This window comes from Pseudomonas sp. NY11955, from assembly GCF_048068035.1.
GTDB lineage: Bacteria > Pseudomonadota > Gammaproteobacteria > Pseudomonadales > Pseudomonadaceae > Aquipseudomonas.
On sequence record NZ_JBLUPS010000001.1, the window covers coordinates 208,235 to 226,627 of the forward strand.

Sequence of the window (18,393 nt, forward strand, 5' to 3'; positions counted from 1 at the left end):
TGCTCCTACAGGTACGGCGCCGACCTGAAGGCCTGTGCTGGGCCTGAGGTACTACCCTTGCTCCAGGCCTTCCAGCACAGCCTCGGCCAGCGCCGGTCGCACAGCGGCCCCAATGCTGTGCAAACACATCCCGCAGGCACCAAGCTGGACCGGAAAAACGCCCCAACACCTCGCACAACCCCTCTATTACGCACCTTCCGCCACTAGGCACACCCCTTGCAATACCCCTCCCCGCTTGCCCAACACATAAAAAACTCAGCGGAGAGAGCACATGAAGCGACGCAGTCTGATCAAGGCTTTTACCCTCAGCGCATCGATTGCGGCGATGGGCCTGAGCTGGAGCATCCAGGCCGCCGAGACCATCAAGGTCGGTATCCTGCATTCGCTTTCCGGGACCATGGCCATTTCCGAGACCTCGCTCAAGGACATGGCGCTGATGACCATCGACGAGATCAACGCCAAGGGCGGTGTGAACGGCAAGCTGCTCGAACCGGTGGTGGTCGACCCGGCCTCCAACTGGCCGCTGTTCGCTGAAAAGAGCCGCCAGTTGCTGACCCAGGACAAAGTCGCCGTGGTGTTCGGCTGCTGGACCTCGGTGTCGCGCAAGTCGGTACTGCCGGTGTTCGAAGAACTCAACGGCCTGCTGTTCTACCCGGTGCAATACGAGGGTGAAGAGATGTCGCCGAACGTGTTCTACACCGGCGCGGCCCCCAACCAGCAGGCGATTCCGGCCGTGGAATACCTGATGAGCGAGGACGGCGGCGGCGCCCAGCGCTTCTTCCTGCTGGGCACCGACTACGTCTACCCACGCACCACCAACAAGATCCTGCGCGCCTTCCTGCACAGCAAGGGCGTGGCCGACAAGGACATCGAAGAGGTGTACACGCCGTTCGGCCACGCCGATTACCAGACCATCGTCGCCAACATCAAGAAGTTCTCCGCAGGCGGCAAGACGGCAGTCATTTCCACGGTCAACGGCGACTCCAACGTGCCGTTCTACAAGGAGCTGGCCAACCAGGGCCTGAAGGCCACCGATGTGCCGGTGGTGGCTTTCTCGGTGGGCGAAGAAGAGCTGCGCGGCATCGACACCAAGCCACTGGTGGGCCACCTGGCGGCGTGGAACTACTTCGAGTCGGTGGATAACCCGGTGAACCAGAAGTTCGTCGCCGACTGGAAGGCCTATGCCAAGGCCAAGGGCCTGCCGGGTGCCGACAAGGCCGTGACCAACGACCCGATGGAGGCTACCTACGTGGGCATCCACATGTGGGCACAAGCGGTGGAGAAGGCCAAGTCCACCGACGTCGACAAAGTGCGCGAGGCGCTGGCCGGGCAGAGCTTCAAGGCGCCGTCGGGCTTCACCCTGACCATGGACAAGACCAACCACCACCTGCACAAGCCGGTGATGATCGGCGAGATCCAGGATGACGGGCAGTTCAGCGTGGTGTGGGAAACCGAGCAGCCACTGCGCGCGCAGCCTTGGAGCCCGTTCATTCCGGGCAACGACAAGCGCCCGGACTATGCAGTGAAAGGGAACTGAGTGCCCTGGGGCCGCTATGCGGCCCAATCGCGAGCAAGCTCGCTCCTACAAGCGATGAATCCACCGCCGATCTCCAGGATTACCCGCATGCTCAAACTCCTGCTCACCCTGCTCCTGCTACTGCCGCTGGCAACCCAGGCCAGCGAGGGCGAATTCTTCCTCACCGCCAAGCCCGCTGAGCAAGCCCGTCTGCTCGAAGGCTGGGCGGCGCAACCCGATGCCGCGCGCCTGCCGCTGCTGAATGAACTGCGCCAAGGCCGCATCGCCGCCGACGACACCCGCAAGGTACGCCTGAACAACCGCCTGCGCGGCCTGATCGACAACGCCCTGGCCAGCCACCAGTTGCTCAGCGACAACAGCGACACTCGCCTGGCCGCTGCCCAACACCTGCAAAAAAGCGCACAACCGGCGCAAATGGCCTTCCTCGACCGGCGCTTCGCCAGCGAGCCGGACGCCACCGTGCACGCCGCCCTCGGCCTGGCCCTGGCCAACCTGCAACTGGGCGCCAGCGAGCCAGCGGTGCGCCTGGCCGCCGTGCGCCTGCTGGGTGAAACCGGCGACCCGCTGGCCCGCACCCGCCTCGAAGCGCTGCTGCAACCTGATGCGGAAAGCGACCCGGGCGTGCGCACCGCTGCCGAAACCAGCCTGGCCCAGGTCAAGCGCAAGCTGCTGGTCGGCGAACTGCTCGGCCAGGCGTTCAGCGGCCTGTCGCTGGGTTCGATCCTGCTGCTGGCGGCGCTCGGCCTGGCGATCACCTTCGGCCTGCTCGGGGTGATCAACATGGCCCACGGCGAGATGCTGATGCTCGGTGCCTACAGCACCTACATGGTGCAGGTGCTGATGCAGCGCTACGCCCCGGGCGCCATCGAGTTCTACCCGCTGATCGCCCTGCCGGTGGCCTTCGCTGTCAGCGCCGGGGTCGGCATGGCGCTGGAACGCGCGGTCATCCGCCACCTGTACGGTCGCCCGCTGGAAACCCTGCTGGCCACCTGGGGCATCAGCCTGATCCTGATCCAGGCCATCCGCCTGCTGTTCGGCGCGCAAAACGTCGAGGTGAGCAACCCGGCCTGGCTGTCCGGTGGTATCCAGCTGCTGCCTAACCTGGTGCTGCCCTACAACCGCCTGGTGATCATCGCCTTCGCCCTGGCCGTAGTCCTGCTCACCTGGCTGCTGCTCAACCGCACGCGGCTGGGCCTGAACGTGCGCGCGGTCACGCAGAACCGCAACATGGCAGCCTGCTGCGGGGTGTCCACCGGGCGCGTCGACATGCTCGCCTTTGGCCTGGGTTCTGGTATCGCCGGGCTCGGCGGCGTGGCCCTGAGCCAGGTCGGCAACGTCGGCCCGGACCTGGGCCAGAGCTACATCATCGATTCGTTCCTGGTGGTGGTGCTCGGCGGCGTCGGGCAACTGGCCGGTAGCCTCTGGGCCGCGTTCGGCCTTGGTATCGCCAACAAGCTGCTGGAGCCGCAGATCGGCGCCGTGCTCGGCAAGATCCTCATCCTTGCGTTGATCATTCTGTTCATCCAGAAGCGCCCGCAAGGCCTGTTCGCCCTCAAGGGACGGGTAATCGACTGATGAACCAGCCACTGCTTGTCACCGCTACGCAAAAGGCCGGGCCACGCCTGGCCCTGGCCATCGGCGCCGTCGTCGTCCTGCTGTTGGTTGCCCTGCCGCTGCTGTCGCTGCTGCCGGCGGACCATGCCTTGCAGGTGTCGGCCTACACCCTGACCCTGGTTGGCAAGATCCTCTGCTACGCCATCGTCGCCCTGGCCCTGGACCTGGTCTGGGGCTATGCCGGCCTGCTGTCGCTGGGCCATGGCCTGTTCTTCGCCCTGGGCGGCTACGCCATGGGTATGTACCTGATGCGCCAGGCCGCCGGTGATGGCCTGCCGGGGTTCATGACGTTCCTGTCGTGGACCGAGCTGCCGTGGTACTGGGCCGGCACCCAGCATTTCGCCTGGGCCCTGTGCCTGGTGGTGCTAGCGCCCGGGTTGCTGGCGCTGGTGTTCGGCTGGTTCGCCTTCCGCTCGCGGATCAAGGGCGTGTACTTCTCGATCATGACCCAGGCCCTGACCTTTGCCGGCATGCTGCTGTTCTTCCGTAACGAAACCGGCTTTGGTGGCAACAACGGGTTCACCAACTTCCGCACCATCCTCGGCTTCGACATTACCGCGCAAGGCACCCGCGCGGTGTTGTTCCTGTTCACCGTCGCCCTGCTGCTGGCCAGCCTGTACCTGTGCTGGCGCCTGACCCGCAGCAAGTTCGGCCGCCTGCTCACCGCCGTGCGCGACGCCGAGAACCGCATGATGTTCTGCGGCTACGACCCGCGCGGCTTCAAGTTGCTGGTGTGGGTGCTCAGCGCCGTGCTGTGCGGCCTGGCCGGTGCGCTGTACGTGCCGCAGGTGGGCATCATCAACCCAAGCGAGATGTCGCCGACCAACTCCATCGAAGCCGCCGTGTGGGTGGCCTTGGGCGGGCGCGGCACGTTGATCGGCCCGCTGCTCGGCGCAGGCCTGGTCAACGGCATGAAAAGCTGGTTCACCGTGGCCTTCCCGGAGTTCTGGCTGTTCTTCCTCGGCGCGCTGTTCATGCTTGTCACCCTGTACCTGCCCAAGGGCGTGGTCGGCCTGTTGAAGAAAAGGAGCCAGCCATGAGAGGCGTGCCCCCGGTTCACCCGGAATTCATGTTGGAGCCGGTGTTCGACAACCTCGGTGCCGGCCGCGACGCCATCGGCCTGGGCCAAAGCCGCAAGGCCGGCCTCGACACCCGCCACGGCACGGTGCTCAGCCTTGAGGACATCAGCGTCAGCTTCGATGGTTTCAAGGCGCTCAACGCACTGAACCTGTACATCGGCGTGGGCGAGCTGCGCTGCATCATCGGCCCCAACGGTGCCGGCAAGACCACGATGATGGACGTGATCACCGGCAAGACCCGCCCTGACAGCGGTACGGCTTATTTCGGCGACACCCTCGACCTGACCCGCATGAGCGAACACCAGATCGCCCAGGCCGGCATTGGCCGCAAGTTCCAGAAGCCCACGGTGTTCGAGGCGCTGACGGTGTTCGAAAACCTGGAGCTGGCACTGAAGGCCGACAAGTCGGTATGGGCCAGCCTGGCGGCGCGCCTGAGTGGTGAACAGCGCCAGCGCATCGAGCAAGTGCTGGCCACCTTGCGCCTGCTGCCCCTGGCCCAGCGCCAGGCGGGCTTGCTGTCGCACGGGCAGAAGCAGTTTCTGGAGATCGGCATGCTGCTGGTGCAGGAGCCGAAATTGCTGTTGCTGGATGAACCGGTGGCGGGCATGACCGACGCCGAGACCGAGTTTACCGCCGAGCTGTTCAAGGGCCTGGCTGGCACGCATTCGCTGATGGTGGTGGAGCATGACATGGGTTTTGTCGGCAGCATTGCCGACCATGTCACCGTGCTGCACCAGGGCAGTGTGCTGGCAGAAGGGTCGCTGGAGCAGGTGCAGGCGGATGAGCGGGTGGTCGAGGTGTACCTGGGCCGCTAGACATGGATACCTGTGCCGGCCTCTTCGCGGGTAAACCCGCTCCCACAGGTACGGCGCAGGTATCAAGACTTGCGCGGTCCCTGTGGGAGCGGGTTTACCCGCGAAAGGGCCGGCACAGGCAATGCAAACTTCCCAGGAACCACACATGCTCAAGATCGACACCCTGCACCAGTACTACGGCGGCAGCCACATCCTGCGTGGCCTGTCTTTCGAAGCCAAGGTCGGCGAGGTCACCTGCCTGCTGGGCCGCAATGGCGTGGGCAAGACCACCCTGCTGCGCTGCCTGATGGGCCTGGTACCCGCCCGTGACGGCAGCATCGAATGGGAAGGCAAGCCCATCACCCGCCTCAAGCCCCAGCAACGGGTCCACGCCGGCATCGCCTACGTGCCCCAGGGCCGCGAGATTTTCCCGCGCCTTACCGTCGAAGAAAACCTGCTCATGGGCCTGTCGCGCTTCCCCGCCCGTGAAGCCCGCGAAGTGCCGGCCTTCATCTATGAACTGTTCCCGGTGCTGGAGCAGATGAAGCAACGCCGTGGCGGTGACCTGTCCGGTGGCCAGCAGCAACAGCTGGCCATCGGCCGCGCCCTGGCCAGCCGCCCGCGCCTGCTGATCCTCGACGAGCCGACCGAAGGCATCCAACCCTCGGTGATCAAGGAAATCGGCGCGGTCATCCGCCGCCTGGCCCAGCGCGGCGACATGGCGATTCTGCTGGTGGAGCAGTTCTACGACTTTGCCGAAGAACTGGCCGACCAATACCTGGTCATGGCCCGTGGCGAAATCGTCCAGCGTGGCCGCGGTGAAAACATGCAAGCCGAAGGTGTGCGCGGGCTGGTAACCATTTAATCTGCATTCAACGACCCTGCGAGACGCTGTCATGAGTTATGAAATCCGCGATGCCCTGCCCGCCGACCTGCCAGGCATCCTCGACATCTACAACGACGCCGTGCGCAACACCACGGCGATCTGGAACGAAACCCCGGTCGACCTGGCCAACCGCCAGGCCTGGTTCGAGGCGCGGGCACAGCAGGGTTATCCGATCCTGGTCGCAGTGGATGAGACTGGTGTGCTGGGGTATGCCTCGTTTGGCGACTGGCGGCCGTTCGAGGGCTTTCGCCTGACCGTGGAGCACTCGGTGTACGTCCGCGGTGACCAGCGTGGCAAAGGGCTGGGGCCGGTGTTGATGGACAGGCTGGTCGAGCGCGCGCGTGCTTGTGGCAAGCATGTGATGGTGGCGGCCATCGAGAGTGGCAATGCGGCGTCGGTGCGCCTGCATGAGCGCTTGGGCTTCGTGGTGACCGGGCAGATGCCCCAGGTGGGGGTGAAGTTTGGCCGCTGGCTGGATTTGACCTTCATGCAGTTGGTGCTGAACCCGGGCGCCGACCCCACCTGAAACCCAGCCCTGACGCAACCCTGTAGGAGCGGCCTTGTGCCGCGAAAGGGCTGCACAGCAGCCCCGGATCTTTGTCCTGCCACAAGATTGCTGGGGCTGCTGCGCAGCCCTTTCGCGGCACAAGGCCGCTCCTACAGGGGGCGGCGCAGCATTTACATCTGGGTAAACCTGCCCAGCCGCTGGCGCAACATGCTGTTCTCGCTGCGCAACTGCTGCACTTCCTGCAACAGCTCCAGCGCCAGCGCCACCCCTTCCCACTCCAGTTCCAGTTCCTGGTGCAGCTTGGCCGCACGCCGGGTCAGCAGCGGCGCCTGATCGTCGAACAACCAGTCCTCGGGCGTTCGCCCAGAGGGTTCGACAATGCCGTGCTCGACGATTTCGATCACGCAGTCCGCCGTGACATCGGCTTCCTGACACAGGGTACGCATGTCCAGTTGAACGATCAGGGTGCTGCTCATGATCACTTACTCCATTGTGTCCTCGGGTTGAACGCGGCCGTTTCGGAAAGCTTGGCCCACAGTTCACGGGTAGCCTCGTCAGACGTCGTCGGCATCACCACTTTGAGCTGCGCGTACAGGTTGCCGCGCTCGCCCTGCTTGTTCGCCAGGCCCTTGCCCGGTACGCGCAGGCGTTGGCCGCTCTGGCTGTCGGGGCGGATGGTCAGGTTGATCTTGCCATCCAGGGTCGGTACCGCCACCTTGGCACCCAGGGCGGCCTCCCACGGTGCCAGCGGCACGGTGATGATCAGGTCATGGCCTTCGACATCGAACAGCGGGTGCGGTGCCATGCGAATGGTCAGGAACAAGTCGCCATTGGCCCCGCCACCGCTGCCCGGTGCGCCCTGGCCCTTGAGGCGGATGCGCTCGCCGTCGGTCACCCCGGCCGGAATCTTCACGTTCAAGGTTTTGGTGGTGAAGCCGGTGCGCTGGCCCATGGCATTGGTCTGCGGCACCTGGAAGCTGATCTGCTTGGACTCCTTGCTCAGGGTCTCCTCAAGGAATACCGCCAGTTCAAGCTCCACGTCCTGCCCCCGCCTGCCGGCACTGCGTTGCTGCTGCCGGGCGCCACCGAAGGGGTTGCCACCCCCACGCCCACCGAAGATCGAACTGAAGAAGTCGGAGAAGTCGCCGCCTTCGAAGCCGCCGCCACCGCCACGGCTTTCCCAGCCCGGTGGTGCCTGGAACGGCCGGCCATGCTGGCCGCCGTACTTGCGGATTTCATCGAACTCGGCACGTTTCTGCGCGTCGCCCAGTACCTCGTAGGCCTCGTTGGCCTCCTTGAACTTGTCCTCGGCGTCGCGCTCCTTGCTGACATCGGGGTGATACTTGCGCGCCAGCTTGCGGTAGGCGGCCTTGATCGCCTTGTCATCCGCCGTGGGCTCTACGCCGAGTATCTTGTAATAGTCTTTGAAGTCCATCTGTGGATCACCAATGTGAAAGTGCGTGTTGCAACTGAAGATAGGGGTCAAGCATAGCCTTTCAAGACCACCTTGGGTTTGCGCCATGGCAGACGACTGGTCTTGATTCTGTAGCCAACTGGCATACACTGCGCGGCCGTTTTGCCTCCGGAAGCTGATTTCCCATGTCTGACGTATCCCCGGCCCGCGCCCTGGGCATCGACTTTGGCACCTCCAACTCCACGGTCGGCTGGCACCGCCCTGGCGTGGAGTCGCTGATTGCCCTGGAAGACGGCAAGATCACCTTGCCCTCGGTGGTGTTCTTCAATATCGAAGAGCGGCGCCCGGTATATGGTCGCCTGGCACTGCACGAGTACCTGGAAGGCTACGAAGGCCGCCTGATGCGCTCGCTGAAAAGCCTGCTGGGCTCGAAGCTGATCAAGCACGACACCAGCGTGCTGGGCAGCGCCCTGCCGTTCAAGGACCTGCTGGGCATGTTCATCGGCGAGCTGAAAAAGCGCGCCGAAGCCGCCGCGGGCCGTGAGTTCGACCAGGTGGTGCTGGGCCGCCCGGTGTTCTTCGTCGACGAAGACCCGGCCGCCGACCAGGAAGCAGAAGATACCCTGGCCGAAGTAGCGCGCAAGATCGGCTTCAAGGACGTGTCGTTCCAGTACGAGCCGATTGCCGCAGCCTTCGACTACGAGTCGAGCATCAGCCGTGAAGAGCTGGTGCTGATCGTCGACATCGGCGGTGGTACCTCGGACTTCACCCTGATCCGCCTGTCGCCGGAGCGCCACCTGGTCGCCGAGCGCCAGAGCGACATCCTCGCCACCGGCGGCGTGCACATCGGCGGTACCGACTTCGACAAGCAGCTGAGCCTGCAGGGCGTGATGCCGCTGTTCGGCTACGGCAGCCGCATGAAGAGCGGCGCGCTGATGCCTACCAGCTACCACCTCAACCTGGCCACCTGGCACACCATCAACGCCCTGTACTCGCAGAAGTCGCAGTTGGCCCTGGGCAGCATGCGCTACGACATCGAGGACAGCTTCGGCATCGACCGCCTGTTCAAACTGATCGAGCAGCGCGCCGGGCACTGGCTGGCGATGGAAGTGGAAGCCAGCAAGATCGAGCTGACCGAGCACGACAGCCGCCGTATCGACCTGCGCCGCGTCGAGCCTGAGTTGACGGCGGACCTGACTCGCGTGCTGTTCGAAGAAGCCATCGAAGGCCTGCTGGAGCGGGTGCGCGGTAGCGTGACCGAGCTGCTGGCCAAGGCTGGCGTGAGCGAAAGCCAGGTCGACACAGTGTTCTTCACGGGCGGTTCCAGCGGCATTCCGGCGCTGCGCAACAGTGTGTCGGCGATGCTGCCGAATGCACGGCATGTGGAAGGCAACATCTTTGGCAGCATTGGCAGCGGCCTGGCCATCGAGGCGCGCAAGCGGTACGGCGCAGCTTGAGCCATTTGGGGCTGCTCTGCTGCCCATTCGCGGCACAAGGCCGCTCCTACAGGGTATCGCGGTCCCTTGTAGGAGCGGCCTTGTGCCGCGAATGGGCCGCAATGCGGCCCCGGCGATCCATCAGACCAGCTCCGCCCGCTTCAGCTCACTCTTCAGGTAGGCATAGTAGATCGGCCCCGCCACCACCCCAGGCAGCCCGAACGCCGCTTCGAACACCAGCATCGCCAACAGCAACTCCCACGCCTTGGCACTGATCTGCCCACCCACGATCCGCGCGTTGAGGAAGTATTCGACCTTGTGGATGACGATCAGGTAACCCAGCGCCGCCGCCGCCACCCAGATCGACAGCGACAAGCCGACGATGGTGATCAGGGTGTTGGACATCAGGTTACCGATCACCGGCAACAGGCCCAGCAGGAACGTCAGCACGATCAGCGTCTTGGTCAACGGCAGGTGCACGCCGAACAACGGCATCACCACGGCCAGGAAGATGCCGGTGAAGACCGTGTTGAGCAGCGAGATCTTGATCTGCGCGAAGACGATGTTGCGAAACGCCTTGACCAACAGGTTGAGGCGCTCGAACAGCGCCGCCGCCAAGGGCTTGCGCCGGGATACATCGGGAATGCGCTGCAAGGCGATGATGGCGCCGAGGATCATGCCGATCAGCAGCGTCACGAACATATGCGCCATGCCCTTGCCCACCAGTTGCAAATCGCTCAGGTGGCTCTTGATCCAGTCACCGATGGCTACCTTGAACTCTGCGGCACTGGCGGGCAGGTAGCCTTCGATGAAGGGGGGCAGTTGACCGCGGGCACGCTCGACCAAGGCCATGAACTTGTCCAGCGAGGCGCCGGGGTTCTCCGCCTCGTGCAGCAAAAAGCTGAAGGCGCCGGCAATCAGCAGCGTCAGGGTGCTGACCACCAGCGTGCCGAGCAGCGCCACGGCCAGCCAGCGCGCGCGTTGGCCAGCCAGCAACGGCTGCAGGCGCGGGGTCAGCATGTTGACCAGTTCGAACACCAGCAGGCCAGCCAGCAGGCTGGGCAGCAACTTCAGGGGCAAAGCCAGCAGCAGCCCGGCCATGACGATGATCAGGCTGGCCAGGGTGATCTGACGGGGGGTAAAGGTCATACAGCCTCGGCGGCAGACAGCGGGAATGCCCGCAGTCTGCCAGCCTTGGCGGCGCAGGCATAGGCGCAGGTCATTTCTTCTTCAGGCAGTCGCTCATGAAGGCCTTGCGCTCGTCCCCCTTCAGGGCTTTGGTGGTGGCGTCGGCGTTGCAGGTCTTCATCTTCTCTTGCTGGGTTTGCGGCACATCCTTCTTCAGGCAGGTGCTCATGAAGGCTTTGCGTTCATCGCCCTTGAGGGCTTTGGTGGTGGCGTCGGCATTGCAGGTTTTCATCTTTTCCTGCTGCGCGGTATTGGCCGCGAAGCCTTGGGCGCTGAACAACACAGCCAACGCCAGCAATGGAATGTGCAGCACTTTCATGGAGTGGTCTCCTTGGCTCCGCGCCCGATGCACGGGGGTCGAGCTGAGTGTAGCCAAGAATTTTCAGCGCCCCGCCCGGGCCTGCCGGCGGTATTGCTCGGGGGTGCACTGGGCCTGGCGCTGGAACATGGCGATGAACGCCGACGCACTGCTGTAGCCCAGGTCGAAGGCGATGGCCTGAATCGGCAGGCCGGCTTCCAGCGCTTCGATGGCGCGCAAAAAACGCAGGCGCAAGCGCCACTCGCCAAAACTGATGCCCAGCTCGCGCAGAAACTGGCGGGCCAGGGTGCGTTCGCTGACATGCACACGGGCGGCCCAGTCGGCCAGCGGGCGGTTGTCGCCAGGCTCGGCGCTGAGCGCGTCGAGCACCTGGCGCAAACCATCGCTGTGGGCGAACGGCAGGTAGCAGGCCTGGGTGGGTGCCAGCAGCAACTGGTCGAGCAGTACCTGCACCAGGCGCTGGTCGCGCGGGTCCTCGGCCACCTTGAGGTCGCGGCGGGCGAAGTCGGCGAGGATGGCCTTGAGGATGTCACTGATCATCAAGCTGCACGGTTGCTCTGGCAGCGCGGCGCATAGGCTGCGGTCGAGATACACGGAGCGGTAGACGATGGCCTGCGGGTTGTAGCAGCCATGCGCCGTGTCGGGTGGCACCCATACGGCGTAGCTCGGCGGCGACAGAAAGCGCTCGCCGGCAACGTCCAGGTGCATCACGCCGTGAGCGGTGTAGTTCAGTTGGCCCCAGGCGTGGCAGTGCACGGCGCTGTGGGTGTCGGCAACGAACTCGTCGTGACGGAAGTACACCGGGGCCGGGAGCTGGGCGAACTGGGGGATGTCGAGGTATTTGCGCGGCATGCTGTCTGCTTGGCGGGGTGGGTTGTCTGGATAGAAGTATAGGCTTGCGAACAGACAGTTGATAATGGCAGCCATCGGGGCTTGCAGACATACCGCGCGCCCCTGTAGGAGCAGCCTTGCGCTGCGAAGAGGCCGGTACTGCCATGAAAGCTCTTGCGCCGGTACCGGCCCTTTCGCAGCACAAGGCTGCTCCTACAGGGACCGCGCAAGCGGTATGGCTTGCCCCAAAACCGCCATACCGAGTACCCGCTACATGAACTACCTGTTCCCCCTCACCGCCATCCTCATCTGGGCCGGCAACACCGTGGTCACCAAGATGTCCGCCGGCGCCATCCACCCCGCCGAGATCGGCTTCTACCGCTGGCTGCTGGCCGCCGTGCTGTTCACCCCGTTCCTGCTGCCCGCCGTGTGGCGCAACCGTGCAGCCATTCGCCCGCACCTGGCCAAGGTGTTCGTACTCGGCGTGCTGGGCATGGCGCTGTACCAGAGCCTGGCCTACTTCGCCGCCGGCATCACCAGCGCCACCAACATGGGCATCATCCTCTCGCTGATGCCGCTGATGTCACTGGCGCTATCCATCGCCTGGCTGGGCCAGCGCCTTAGCTACGGCGCCCTGCTAGGTGCGCTGGTGTCGTTTTTCGGCGTACTGGAGGTGGTCAGCGCCGGCCACCCCGCCGGCCTGCTGCGCCAAGGGCTGAACAGCGGCGATCTGTTGATGCTGGTGGCTACCCTGGCCTATGCGCTGTACAGCTTCCTGCTGAAAAAATGGCAGCTGCGCCTGCCGCCGATGCAACTGCTGTACCTGCAGGTGCTGGTGGCCATCGTCGTGTTGCTGCCGCTGTTCCTGCTGTCGGACAAGACCGGCCTGAACAGCCACAATATCGGCCTGGTGCTGTATGCCTGCGTGCTGGCCTCGATGATCGCGCCACTCATGTGGATGCAGGCCGTACACCGCCTGGGGCCAAGCCGCACCACACTGTTCTTCAACCTGCTGCCGCTGGTCACTGCGCTGATCGCCGCCGTGGTGCTGGACGAGCGACTGGCCAGTTACCACCTGCTCGGCGGCTTGCTGACCCTGGCCGGCGTGGTGCTGGCCGAGCGCTGGACCACACCGATCCGCCGCTAAAGCCCGGCGGCCTTGAGACGCGCGGCATGCTCGGTAAACAGCCGCACCGGCTCGGCGCCCTTGCCCACGGCGCCGAGCGACTGGTTGACGATGTCCAGGTGATCGAGTGGGTAATCGTCGCCGATCACCTGCCCCAGGTGCGAACTGAAACGCCCGACCATACCGTCGCAATGGCCCTTTTCCTTGATGAAACTGCGTGCGAACAGGCGGCAGAAGCGGTTGCTGCCGTCGAAGCGGTTGCGCCCCTGGTCGGTCACGCCGGGCTGCAAGGTGCCCGACCAGGAGTAATAGCGCACACCCTCGACCTCATAGGCCCCTTCCCCACCCCAGGTCTGCGGCAGGCCCTGTGGATAAGCCTGGTTGAACCGTGCCACCCCGGCGCTGGTCAGCGACTGGTGCGAGGCGTGTACATCCACAGGCAGCGGGTCGCGGCGCCAGCCCGTCTCCAGCCATACCAGCAACAGGGCAAAGCCATGCAGCACGGCCTTGAGGATGCGCCCTTGGGGTGAATCGCCCGGTGCCGTGCGCTCCAGGTGGTCGGCCAGTTCCGAGCCATGGTTGGGCCCGGCCACCGAGGTGACCGAGGCCACCCGCCCAGGCCGCTTGGCCGCTGCGTAGCGTGCGCTCAGGGCACCCTGGCTGTGGCCGATAAGGTTGACCTTGTCGGCACCGGTGCGCTGGCAAATGTCTTCGATGATCGCCAGCAGCTGCTCACCGCGCACTTCGCTGGAATGCAGCGGCGAAACCTGCACCGCAAACACCTGCGCGCCCCCTTTGCGCAAGGCCGGCACGATGCCGAACCAGTAGGGGTAAAGCACCACCCGGACAAACCCGAGCATGCCCGGCACCAACACCAACGGGTATCGCGTGGCCAATTCCTGCGGCATTCCCCCAGCCCCTTTGCGTGGACGACCGGCCAACACTACAGCGGCCATCATGACCATCGCAATCGAACTCCCGGCGCGTGCTGTGGTTCCAAACCACACAGACCCTTTGCAAGGAGCGGGACCATGTACAAGCAGACCCTGGCAATCCTTCTGGCAAGCGCCACCCTGGCCGCCTGCGGCAGCCGCCCGGAAAACCCGGTGGACTACGTCACCTACCGTGACGAACCGCTGGTCAAGCAGGTGGAGAACGGCATGACCATGCAGAAGGTCATCGCCATCGGCGGCAGCCCGTCGAACGTGATCGACCTGCCGCACGGGGGAACCTGCAACGACTACATCCTCAACCGCGATGGCAAGCAACAGCCCTACTACGTGCGCTTCGATGCTACCGGCCACGTCGATGCCAAAGGCTTCAAGACCTGCAAGCAACGCCAGGAAGACAGCGACGCCTTGCATGGCGCATAAGCCAATGCCCCAACCTGACCCCTGTTGGAGATAACCATGAGCAATGTTGAACTGACCGATGTGAAGACCCTGCGCGAACGTGCCCGCCAGCATGTGGAGCAAGGCGCGGTGACCGAGGGCTATCACGCCGATCGCAAAGAGATCCTGCGCCTGCTGAACGAGTCGCTGGCCACCGAGCTGGTCTGCGTGCTCCGCTATAAACGCCATTACTTCATGGCCAGCGGTATCAAGGCCAGCGTGGCTGCCGAGGAATTTCTGGAGCATGCCAACCAGGAAGCCGAACATGCCGACAAACTGGCCGAGCGCATCGTGCAACTGGGCGGCGAGCCGGACTTCAACCCCGATAACCTAACCAAGAACTCCCATGCGCAGTACGTGGCAGGCGACTCGCTGAAGGAGATGGTGCTGGAAGACCTGGTGGCTGAGCGGATCGCCATCGACAGCTACCGCGAGATCATTCAGTACATCGGCGATAAAGACCCGACTACACGGCGGATCTTCGAAGACATCCTGGCGCAGGAAGAAGAGCACGCGGACGACATGTCCGACCTGTTGCAAGGGCTGTAATCGCAAGGGGCTGCGTTGCAGCCCATTCGCGGCACAAGGCCGCTCCTACAGGGGGATACGCGATCCCTTGCAGGAGCGGCCTTGTGCCGCGAGTGGCCCCCTGCTATTTCCGCCCTTTCACCGCCGCCGGCGCCTTGCCTGCCTTCATCTGCTGCAACAACGGCGTGCACTGGTTAGGCTCATCGCCACTGCTGGGCGCAATCAGCGCCAGCAACCCCGCCGCCGGCCCGGCCACCACCCCCAGCGCCACCATCCCAGCACCGCGCAACGCCAGCGGCAGCGCCTGCACACCGGCGTTCGGCTTGGCAAACGGCCCACGTACATACAGTGGCGAACGCAGCGAGAACAACCGCAGCCCTTTCGATTCCGGGGTGATCTTCAAATCCAGTTGCTCAGCGGCAAAATTGGCCGTGCCGTTGATGTAGATGATCGCGTTCTCGGTATCGAAGATGAACAGCCGCGTAGTCGCCAGGCCATCCTTGATCCCCACATCGGCCGCCGCGCAGTTGATCTTTACGTCTTCATCGCCGAACAGCTTGCCGACCACATAGTTGCCCACGTTCAACCCGGCAATCTCCATCAGGCTGCGGCTGATGGCGCCATCGTTGATCAGCATGCGCAGATCGCCATTGGCCGTGCCCAGCAAGGCGGCCACCGAGTTGCCACGGCCAGTGATGTCGGCGTCGCCGTTCAACTCACCGAAGCTGGTTTGCATTGGCGCAAACCTGGGGAACAGTTGCTTGAGCTTGAAACCCCGTGCAGTCAAGCGTGCGCGGCCTTGCAAGGGCACGCTGCGCCCGTCCAGGCGGATGTTGGAGGCCAGGCTGCCGCCGGCCACGCCAAAGCGCAGCGGCTCCAGGCGCAGCAGGCCGTCGTCCAGAATCACGTGGGCCGACAGGTCGTTGAACGGCAGTTGCGCGCTGTGCACGATGCGCTTGCCGGCAAAGGTGACGTCAGCGTCCATCGCGCGCCAACGCTCGGTGCGGAACTCCTCCACCGGCAGCACCTTGCCTGCCGGCTGCTTGCTGGCACCGCCGCGGGCCTTCTGTTCGGCGTTGGAGTCGGCGCCGATCAACGGCGCCAGGTCCTTGAACAGCAATTGGTTCGATACCAGGTTGCCGGACAGTTTGGGCCGTGGCTGGCTGGCGACGAAGGCCAGGTCACCGTGGATGTCGCTGTCGCCGATCTTGCCGTTGAAGCCCTGGTAATCGAACGTCGCCCCTTGCGCCGCATGCAGGTTGGCGCGGAGGCGGCCGTCGGTGGAATAGGCCGGGGTGTCGGGCAAGGTTACTCCCGTCAACGGGTAGAGGTTGCCCAGGCTGGCACCCGACAAGCGCAGGCGCAGGTCGAGGGCACCGAGGTTGCGCGGGTCGGTCAGGGTGCCGGCAAGCACCACATGGGTGTCGGCGATGCGCACGTCGGCCTGCAGCGGGAACGGCTGGCTGGCATCCTGCAGGGCCAGCAAGCCACCGATCTTGCCGGTGCCGGACACTGGCTGGCCTTTGTAACGGCCCTGGGCCTTGAGGCCGAAGGCATAGTCCTGGGCAGCGCCAACTTTCTCGGCGCTGGCCTTGCCGACAATGTCGCTGAACGGGATGGGCTTGCCCAGGGGGTCGATCTGCACCTTCATGCTGGTTTTCAGGGTCTGGTCGTCGAAGCTGACATTACCCTGGTCAAAACCGATGGCGCCGATATCCAGCTGCCATTTGGAGGGTTCGGCGTTTTCATCCTTGGGGCCGAAGTCGAACACCCAGTTGGCGCGGCCGTCGGCCAGGCGGGTGAGGCTGGCGGTAGGCTTGGTCAGGTCGATGCGGGGGATGCTGATCTGCTGAAACAGCAGCGGCAGCGGCGCCAGGCGAAATTCCACGCGCTCCAGGCCGACCATCTTTGGCTCCTTGAGCCAGTCCGGGTTGCCCAAAGTCAGGTCTTCGGCAATGAAGTGCGGCCACGGCACCCAGGCCCGCCAACCGCCCTCTTCGGGCTCGGTACGCCAGTGCACGGCGAGGTTGCCATTGATTGCGAAAGGCCGATGCAGGGCTTCGGAGACCTTCTCGTTGAGCAGCGGCTTGACGCGGTTCCAGTCGAAGGTGGCGATTACCACCACCAGGATCGCCAGCACGGTCAGCAGGCTGGTGAGGGTCCAGACGAGGATTCTGACGGGACGCGTCATTGCGTGATTCTCCTTGCGGTATGACACAGAACAGGCACTGCAGTGGCACTCAATATCTCGGACTCATGAAAACCCATGGGGTTTTATCGATGGCGCCATGATAGCGAAGTTTTTCCTGGCCTCTTGCTCAGCAATTTGTCGCGCCAGGCTGTACCTGTTACCCACCCACAACAGGCGCCGCGGGTCGCCTGCATGCCTGCAAGGTGCTGAATAGACAGGTTGCGAACCTGTATCAATACGGTCGATTGTTACCATTACCCGTATGAACTTCTCTCTGGCGTTACGCGGCGTAGCATTGGCTTCGTACCCACTTTCCAGCCCCCGAGAGGAGCACCGAAATCATGAAACGCCATCTGCTGACCCTGACCCTGTCCATCCTGGCTGCCAACGCTTTTGCCCTGCCAGCCGCCGAACAACACCTGACCGCCGAATCGCGCACCAGCGCTGCCGAGATCGCCCAGCCGCTGAAAACCGTAGCTGAAGGTGGTTCCGATCGCCTGATCGAACGGACTGGCCGCGTGGCTGAAGGTGGCTCCGACCGCCTGATCGAACAAGCTGGCCGCGTTGCCGAAGGTGGCTCGGATCGCCTGATCGAACAAGCTGGCCGCGTTGCTGAAGGTGGCTCGGATCGCCTGATCGAACAAGCTGGCCGCGTTGCCGAAGGTGGCTCGGATCGCCTGATCGAACAAGCTGGCCGCGTTGCTGAAGGTGGCTCTGATCGCCTGGTTGAACTCAGCCGTGTGAGCTGATCACCATGGCCGAAAAGAACAACCTCTGTCACACCGCTTGCTCCCCTCCAGGCCCGGTCCATTGACCGGGCTTTGTTTTTTTATCTAGAGTGCCCAGCCTTACCGTCACAGAAGCCCGCATCATGCTGCCGCGCGCCGAACAGAAGCTACAGACCCGCCAGGCCCTGCTCGATGCTGCCTGCCTGCTCATGGAGAGTGGCCGTGGTTTCGGCAGTATCAGCCTGCGCGAGGTGTCGAAAACGGCTGGCATCGTGCCGACCGGCTTCTATCGGCATTTTTCCGACATGGATGCCTTGGGCCTGGCCCTGGTAGCGGAAATCGACACCACCTTCCGCCAGACCATCCGCCTGGTGCGGCAAAACGAATTCGAGCTGGGTGGCATCACCGACGCTTCGGTGCGCATCTTCCTCGACGTGGTAGCCGCGCACCGCGCGCAGTTCCTGTTCCTGGCCCGCGAGCAGTACGGCGGTTCACAGGCCGTGCGCCAGGCCATCGCCCGCCTGCGCCAGGACATCAGCGACGACCTGGCCACCGACCTTGCGCGCATGAAGCGCTGGCAGCACCTGGACAGCGCCGCGCTGGCAGTGATGGCCGACCTGGTGGTGAAAACCGTGTTCGCCACCCTGCCCGAGCTTATCGACAGCCCGGAAGCGGGTTATCCACAGGCGCTGACACCACAGGAAAAGATCACCCAGCAGTTGCGCTTCATCTTCGTCGGGGCGCGGCATTGGCAGGGGCTGGGCAACCCAGGCTGAGTAGACAGCCCGCGAAGAGGCCCGCACAGGCTACCGAAAACCCCAGT

General features: G+C 64.2%; 19 protein-coding genes. 12 read left to right on the top strand and 7 right to left on the bottom strand.

Features of this window, described 5'->3' with window-relative positions; translation table 11 throughout:
• The first annotated feature begins 271 nt into the window (after positions 1-271).
• From urtA to ACNFBR_RS00955, 6 genes are all read left to right on the top strand, one after another.
• Complete coding sequence (gene urtA / locus ACNFBR_RS00930; RefSeq protein WP_416733310.1) at positions 272-1,537, top strand: urea ABC transporter substrate-binding protein; 1,266 nt, start codon at positions 272-274, stop codon at positions 1,535-1,537.
• A 54-nt stretch (positions 1,538-1,591) separates the two neighbouring features.
• On the top strand, positions 1,592-3,112 hold the full coding sequence (gene urtB, locus ACNFBR_RS00935) for an urea ABC transporter permease subunit UrtB (protein ID WP_416733311.1): 1,521 nt from the start codon (positions 1,592-1,594) through the stop codon (positions 3,110-3,112).
• Positions 3,112-4,191, top strand: a complete 1,080-nt coding sequence (gene urtC / locus ACNFBR_RS00940; protein WP_416733312.1) for an urea ABC transporter permease subunit UrtC — start codon at positions 3,112-3,114, stop codon at positions 4,189-4,191. Before urtB ends, urtC begins: the two co-directional genes overlap by 1 nt.
• The gene (urtD, locus tag ACNFBR_RS00945; protein ID WP_416733313.1) at positions 4,188-5,045 is read left to right on the top strand and encodes an urea ABC transporter ATP-binding protein UrtD; all 858 of its coding nucleotides are present in this window, start codon (positions 4,188-4,190) and stop codon (positions 5,043-5,045) included. Before urtC ends, urtD begins: the two co-directional genes overlap by 4 nt.
• A gap of 145 nt (positions 5,046-5,190) precedes the next feature.
• Positions 5,191-5,889 carry an urea ABC transporter ATP-binding subunit UrtE gene (urtE, locus tag ACNFBR_RS00950; RefSeq protein WP_416733314.1) on the top strand — a complete coding sequence of 233 codons (699 nt, stop codon included), beginning with the start codon at positions 5,191-5,193 and terminating at the stop codon, positions 5,887-5,889.
• A gap of 31 nt (positions 5,890-5,920) precedes the next feature.
• The gene (locus tag ACNFBR_RS00955; RefSeq protein WP_416733315.1) at positions 5,921-6,436 is read left to right on the top strand and encodes a GNAT family N-acetyltransferase; all 516 of its coding nucleotides are present in this window, start codon (positions 5,921-5,923) and stop codon (positions 6,434-6,436) included.
• A 152-nt stretch (positions 6,437-6,588) separates the two neighbouring features.
• Here the strand turns inward: ACNFBR_RS00955 and ACNFBR_RS00960 are convergent, their stop codons facing one another.
• Positions 6,589-6,894, bottom strand: coding sequence for a chaperone modulator CbpM (locus tag ACNFBR_RS00960; protein WP_012274420.1), 306 nt, complete (start codon positions 6,892-6,894; stop codon positions 6,589-6,591).
• Between the two features lie 2 nt (positions 6,895-6,896).
• Positions 6,897-7,853 carry a curved DNA-binding protein gene (gene cbpA / locus ACNFBR_RS00965; RefSeq protein ID WP_416733316.1) on the bottom strand — a complete coding sequence of 319 codons (957 nt, stop codon included), beginning with the start codon at positions 7,851-7,853 and terminating at the stop codon, positions 6,897-6,899.
• A 164-nt stretch (positions 7,854-8,017) separates the two neighbouring features.
• Between cbpA and ACNFBR_RS00970 the strand changes: the two genes are divergently transcribed.
• Positions 8,018-9,289 (top strand): Hsp70 family protein, encoded by a 1,272-nt coding sequence (locus ACNFBR_RS00970; RefSeq protein ID WP_416733317.1) that lies wholly within the window; start codon positions 8,018-8,020, stop codon positions 9,287-9,289.
• A gap of 120 nt (positions 9,290-9,409) precedes the next feature.
• On the opposite strand, the gene ACNFBR_RS00975 is transcribed toward ACNFBR_RS00970, so the two are convergent.
• The 3 genes from ACNFBR_RS00975 to ACNFBR_RS00985 all read right to left on the bottom strand — a co-directional run bounded on the left by ACNFBR_RS00975 (position 9,410) and on the right by ACNFBR_RS00985 (position 11,627).
• Positions 9,410-10,417, bottom strand: coding sequence for an AI-2E family transporter (locus ACNFBR_RS00975; RefSeq protein WP_060498558.1), 1,008 nt, complete (start codon positions 10,415-10,417; stop codon positions 9,410-9,412).
• Positions 10,418-10,487: 70 nt separating this feature from the next.
• A complete protein-coding gene (locus ACNFBR_RS00980) occupies positions 10,488-10,775 on the bottom strand; it encodes a PsiF family protein (protein ID WP_264360928.1) in 288 nt (95 codons plus the stop codon).
• A 63-nt stretch (positions 10,776-10,838) separates the two neighbouring features.
• Entirely contained in the window at positions 10,839-11,627 is a 789-nt protein-coding gene (locus tag ACNFBR_RS00985; protein WP_416733318.1) for an AraC family transcriptional regulator, read from the bottom strand.
• A gap of 253 nt (positions 11,628-11,880) precedes the next feature.
• On the opposite strand from ACNFBR_RS00985, the gene ACNFBR_RS00990 reads away from it, so the two are divergent.
• Positions 11,881-12,753 carry a DMT family transporter gene (locus tag ACNFBR_RS00990; RefSeq protein ID WP_416733603.1) on the top strand — a complete coding sequence of 291 codons (873 nt, stop codon included), beginning with the start codon at positions 11,881-11,883 and terminating at the stop codon, positions 12,751-12,753.
• On the opposite strand, the gene ACNFBR_RS00995 is transcribed toward ACNFBR_RS00990, so the two are convergent.
• Entirely contained in the window at positions 12,750-13,640 is an 891-nt protein-coding gene (locus tag ACNFBR_RS00995; RefSeq protein WP_416733319.1) for an alpha/beta fold hydrolase, read from the bottom strand. The two genes, ACNFBR_RS00990 and ACNFBR_RS00995, sit on opposite strands and share 4 nt — an antisense overlap.
• 123 nt (positions 13,641-13,763) lie before the next feature.
• Between ACNFBR_RS00995 and osmE the strand changes: the two genes are divergently transcribed.
• Both osmE and ACNFBR_RS01005 read left to right on the top strand, forming a co-directional pair.
• A complete protein-coding gene (gene osmE / locus ACNFBR_RS01000) occupies positions 13,764-14,105 on the top strand; it encodes an osmotically-inducible lipoprotein OsmE (protein WP_004576961.1) in 342 nt (113 codons plus the stop codon).
• 36 nt (positions 14,106-14,141) lie between these two features.
• A complete protein-coding gene (locus ACNFBR_RS01005) occupies positions 14,142-14,672 on the top strand; it encodes a ferritin-like domain-containing protein (protein WP_416733320.1) in 531 nt (176 codons plus the stop codon).
• A 103-nt stretch (positions 14,673-14,775) separates the two neighbouring features.
• On the opposite strand, the gene ACNFBR_RS01010 is transcribed toward ACNFBR_RS01005, so the two are convergent.
• Positions 14,776-16,842: an AsmA family protein gene (locus tag ACNFBR_RS01010; RefSeq protein ID WP_416733321.1), complete on the bottom strand. Its 2,067-nt coding sequence runs from the start codon at positions 16,840-16,842 to the stop codon at positions 14,776-14,778.
• Positions 16,843-17,183: 341 nt separating this feature from the next.
• Here ACNFBR_RS01010 and ACNFBR_RS01015 point away from each other — a divergent pair, with 341 nt between their 5' ends.
• Both ACNFBR_RS01015 and ACNFBR_RS01020 read left to right on the top strand, forming a co-directional pair.
• On the top strand, positions 17,184-17,591 hold the full coding sequence (locus ACNFBR_RS01015) for a phage infection protein (protein WP_416733322.1): 408 nt from the start codon (positions 17,184-17,186) through the stop codon (positions 17,589-17,591).
• Between the two features lie 122 nt (positions 17,592-17,713).
• Complete coding sequence (locus tag ACNFBR_RS01020; RefSeq protein ID WP_416733323.1) at positions 17,714-18,346, top strand: TetR family transcriptional regulator; 633 nt, start codon at positions 17,714-17,716, stop codon at positions 18,344-18,346.
• Positions 18,347-18,393: the final 47 nt, after the last annotated feature.